This is a genomic window from Simplicispira metamorpha, from assembly GCF_004341365.1.
Classification (GTDB): domain Bacteria; phylum Pseudomonadota; class Gammaproteobacteria; order Burkholderiales; family Burkholderiaceae_C; genus Simplicispira; species Simplicispira metamorpha.
This window is the reverse complement of record NZ_SLXH01000057.1, coordinates 1-3,177: the sequence shown is the minus strand read 5'-3', so window position 1 is coordinate 3,177 and position 3,177 is coordinate 1. Positions and strand designations below refer to the sequence as shown.

Genomic DNA, 3,177 nt, shown 5'->3' with positions numbered 1-3,177 from the left:
GCCCACCTGCCCGCCCGCCGTGAGATGTTGCAGCGCTGGGCCGATTACCTGGACACGCTGCGCATGGGCGCCCAGGTCATCCCGCTGGTGAAGGTAGCGTAATCGCCCCGTGGCTACTGGCTACAGTGGCTACAGTGGCTACAGCCTGATTTTCCAGCAAAAACCAGCGCCAGCCCTTATGCAGCGGGCGCAAGCAGCTATCGTTTTTGAAGTCCGATAGCCGGACAACAAGGCCCGACCCGTGAGCGCGTAGCCACCCCTGGCGACATGGCGACAGCGGCGACAACGGCGACAGCCCAGCCAACAACACACCCAGGTGCGGCACAATGGCCACCAACACGCCTAGCCATCGGCTGATCCCCGATGGTGAACCCCGGACACCCCCTGACCGGCTGGCGTGTTTTCTCATTTCAGGGGGCGAGACAGGGGGGCGCGATGGAGACATACGACACAAAGAGTTGCAACGATTTAGCCAAACTCCACTATCGGCCAATTGACGCGGCCTTGCGCTGGTGCGGCCTGATTGCGCACGAGATGAAAATCTTACAAGCCGCTGGCGAATCCCAATATCCACCTCTGGGGTCATTCCCGCAATGGCCTTGCCTACGCACAAATATTGAGCGAATCATTGACGCCATAGAAACCGGCGAGCTGCCACACGGACGCGACGGCAAAACAGTGATCCCAGGCGACCACGTTGCAGTTACGAGGCGCACCATCCGGCATAGCGACTTGAAAGCCTGGATGGCAAAGCACCACCCAGACCAAAAGCCAAAGTTTCTCTTTGATGACATTGAGCGCACGGCTCACCCAGCGATTAACGCAGATTCGTTCCGGGCGCTGCAAGCCGACAGAGACGCGCTAAAGGCGAGAATTGAAAAGGCCGAAGAATGGGCCAAGGTAGCCATTGCCGAGAAAAAGGAATGGATTGCTGAACGCAGCGAATTGGTCGCCAGACTTGGCGCAGCCGAACCCCTTTCCACACGCGAGCGCAACAGCCTTCACCGCATCATCGGCGGATTGCTGGAATTGGTGAAAAACCCGAGAGACGGCAGAAGCGACGATGCCGCAGTAATCAGAGAGCTTGTGGAGAACTACTCGGACAAGGAGGGTATCAGCGCGCGCAAGCTGCAAGAAGTTTTCCCGGTGGCAAGGCGTCTATTGAGCGCCGATTGAGTACCGCACCTGCGGTAATGCAGCCCGCACCTGCGGTTACAGGCGAGGGGCAAACAAAGACATTCACGCCATCCCAACCAAAGGAAGGCAAGCAATGTCACCCAAAGCAAACCCGCAGCGCAGCGCCATCGCCAGCGCAGTCACCAGCGCCAGCCCGTTCCCAGTAGCGGCGACCATTACCCCGTTCGACCGGCTACCCGATAGCGCCCTGGTGCGCGAGTCGCAACTGGTGAAGAAGCCCAACAACCCAGCGCCAGTCATCCCCATATCGCCTGCGACGCTGTGGCGCTGGGTTCGCTTGGGGCAGTTCCCTGCCCCCATCAGACTGTCAGAAAAAATCACCGCCTGGCGCGTGGGCGACATTCGCGCCTGGTTGCAATCCCAGGCCGCAGCGTGAAGGGGGCACTGACCATGCACCACACCCCCATCTACGTCCACCCCGAAGGCCACGAAATCACCGTGGGCCAGGGCCTGATAACCGCCTGCACCGCCGAGGGCATTGCCCTGTCCATGCCCATCGGCCCTGACGGCCTGGCCGCCTTGGGCGCTGCGCTGCTGGAGCACGCCACCACCGCCGCCCAGGAGGAGAGTGAACGCGCTGGCGCTGCTTTGGGCACCGACCTATCGAGTGAACTGTTCGCGTTGCGTGGCCGCCCCCAGGCCGAGACGTTCCGCGCCGTGAATGAAGCCCTGCGCGCCCTGGTCAAGTTGGAGCACCCCGACAGCGCCGCTGGTGGCTTTGCCGCAGCCATCGTCAACGTGCTGGAGCTGGGCATTGCGAACCTGCCGAAGTTCGATGGGGAGGCCGCAGAATGAAAAAGCGCCCGACACCACACAAAGCAGCATCGAGCGCACCAGACACCGCGCAGTTTACCGCCATGGCCCGCCTGCTGGCGCTGCGCGACACGATCAACACCGCCGTGCTGCGCGCCTGGTGTACCTCGCCATCGGCGTGGAGCCGTGGCACAATCCGCGTCAAGGCGAAAGCCCCGGTGCTCAAAAACACCTTTTCCGAAGCGGTCGCAACCCTCACCGCAAAGCAGGGTTTTGTCACGCCCAATTTTTGGGGCCTGTGCGCCTGCACAGCCCTATGGTTTTGGAGCGTGGTGGGGGCTATCCGCAAGGACGCCCGCACGGCTTCGGACGTGTTTTTGACCACCACGCTCCACCCGATGCGCTCAAAAACGCAAACGGTGGCCCTTGTCACTCCCGAAGGAGCCAAGACCATGACCGCTATCAACGTGGCCAGCGCCAGCGCGCGCACGCCCATCATCCTGCCCACCACGGGCAACACCACCCACTTCGACAGCACCAGCGAACAGCAAGCCTTTGCCCTGCTGCAAGCCGCCAGCGATGCCACCATGGCCAAGCTGTATCTGAGCCGTGGCAACATCCCCGCTGCCCGCCGCAAGGCTGTCCAGTTGCTCAAGGCACTGCAAGCGCTGGAGGTGACGGCATGAGCACGACCACCCCAGAACTCACGCAAGAGCTGTGCATTCCCTCCTACCACGGCCAAAGCTTGGAGCGTGCAACTGTGCTGGATGGCACGCACATCACCACCCTGAGCGCCGCCCTTGCTGGCATCCATGCCGTGGTGGACTTGCTGCACGACAGGGAATCCCAGCGCGCAGCAGGCGAGGCCACGCACTGCCCGACCCGGAACATGGGACTGCTGGCCGCCGTCCACAGCCTCACCACGCTGGTGCAGTTGCACATTGCCGAGGGCGCAGGCGACGAACCCGCATTCATTCGTGACGCGCAGGGCCTGCAAGAACTGCGAGGCGTCACGTTCACCAGCGACCTGCGCCGCGATGTGAAGGCCGGAGAGTTAGCCAAGTGGGCGCAAGAGCAGCAGACCCAGCACCACCAAAACCCACAGCCAAAACAGGCTGCAAGCCATACCCAACAAGCGCAAGCAGCTATCAAAGATGAAGCGCCGAAGCCTGCCCGCCGCACTGTGAACACCAGCGCGCAGCACATCCAGTAAGGGCACACCATGAC

Annotated in this window: 5 protein-coding genes; all 5 read left to right on the top strand. The window is 62.1% G+C overall.

What is annotated here, in order from left to right; all coding sequences use genetic code 11:
- Positions 1 to 435: 435 nt before the first annotated feature.
- The 5 genes from EV674_RS17215 (at position 436) to EV674_RS17195 (ending at position 3,163) form a co-directional block, all read left to right on the top strand.
- On the top strand, positions 436 to 1,176 hold the full coding sequence (locus tag EV674_RS17215; protein ID WP_119014916.1) for a protein kinase: 741 nt from the start codon (positions 436 to 438) through the stop codon (positions 1,174 to 1,176).
- Between the two features lie 94 nt (positions 1,177 to 1,270).
- A complete protein-coding gene (locus tag EV674_RS17210; protein ID WP_119014915.1) occupies positions 1,271 to 1,573 on the top strand; it encodes a helix-turn-helix transcriptional regulator in 303 nt (100 codons plus the stop codon).
- Between the two features lie 14 nt (positions 1,574 to 1,587).
- Entirely contained in the window at positions 1,588 to 1,992 is a 405-nt protein-coding gene (locus tag EV674_RS17205; protein WP_132750522.1) for a hypothetical protein, read from the top strand.
- Positions 1,989 to 2,636, top strand: a complete 648-nt coding sequence (locus EV674_RS17615; protein WP_206613266.1) for a hypothetical protein — start codon at positions 1,989 to 1,991, stop codon at positions 2,634 to 2,636. Before EV674_RS17205 ends, EV674_RS17615 begins: the two co-directional genes overlap by 4 nt.
- Positions 2,633 to 3,163, top strand: coding sequence for a hypothetical protein (locus tag EV674_RS17195; protein WP_119014913.1), 531 nt, complete (start codon positions 2,633 to 2,635; stop codon positions 3,161 to 3,163). The genes EV674_RS17615 and EV674_RS17195 overlap by 4 nt, the downstream gene beginning before the upstream one ends.
- The last annotated feature ends 14 nt before the right edge of the window (positions 3,164 to 3,177 follow it).

Coding starts and splice junctions, on each gene's coding strand:
- EV674_RS17215 (WP_119014916.1), top strand. CDS start 436: ATGGAGACATACGACACAAAGAGTTGCAACGATTTAGCCAAACTCCAC.
- EV674_RS17210 (WP_119014915.1), top strand. CDS start 1,271: ATGTCACCCAAAGCAAACCCGCAGCGCAGCGCCATCGCCAGCGCAGTC.
- EV674_RS17205 (WP_132750522.1), top strand. CDS start 1,588: ATGCACCACACCCCCATCTACGTCCACCCCGAAGGCCACGAAATCACC.
- EV674_RS17615 (WP_206613266.1), top strand. CDS start 1,989: ATGAAAAAGCGCCCGACACCACACAAAGCAGCATCGAGCGCACCAGAC.
- EV674_RS17195 (WP_119014913.1), top strand. CDS start 2,633: ATGAGCACGACCACCCCAGAACTCACGCAAGAGCTGTGCATTCCCTCC.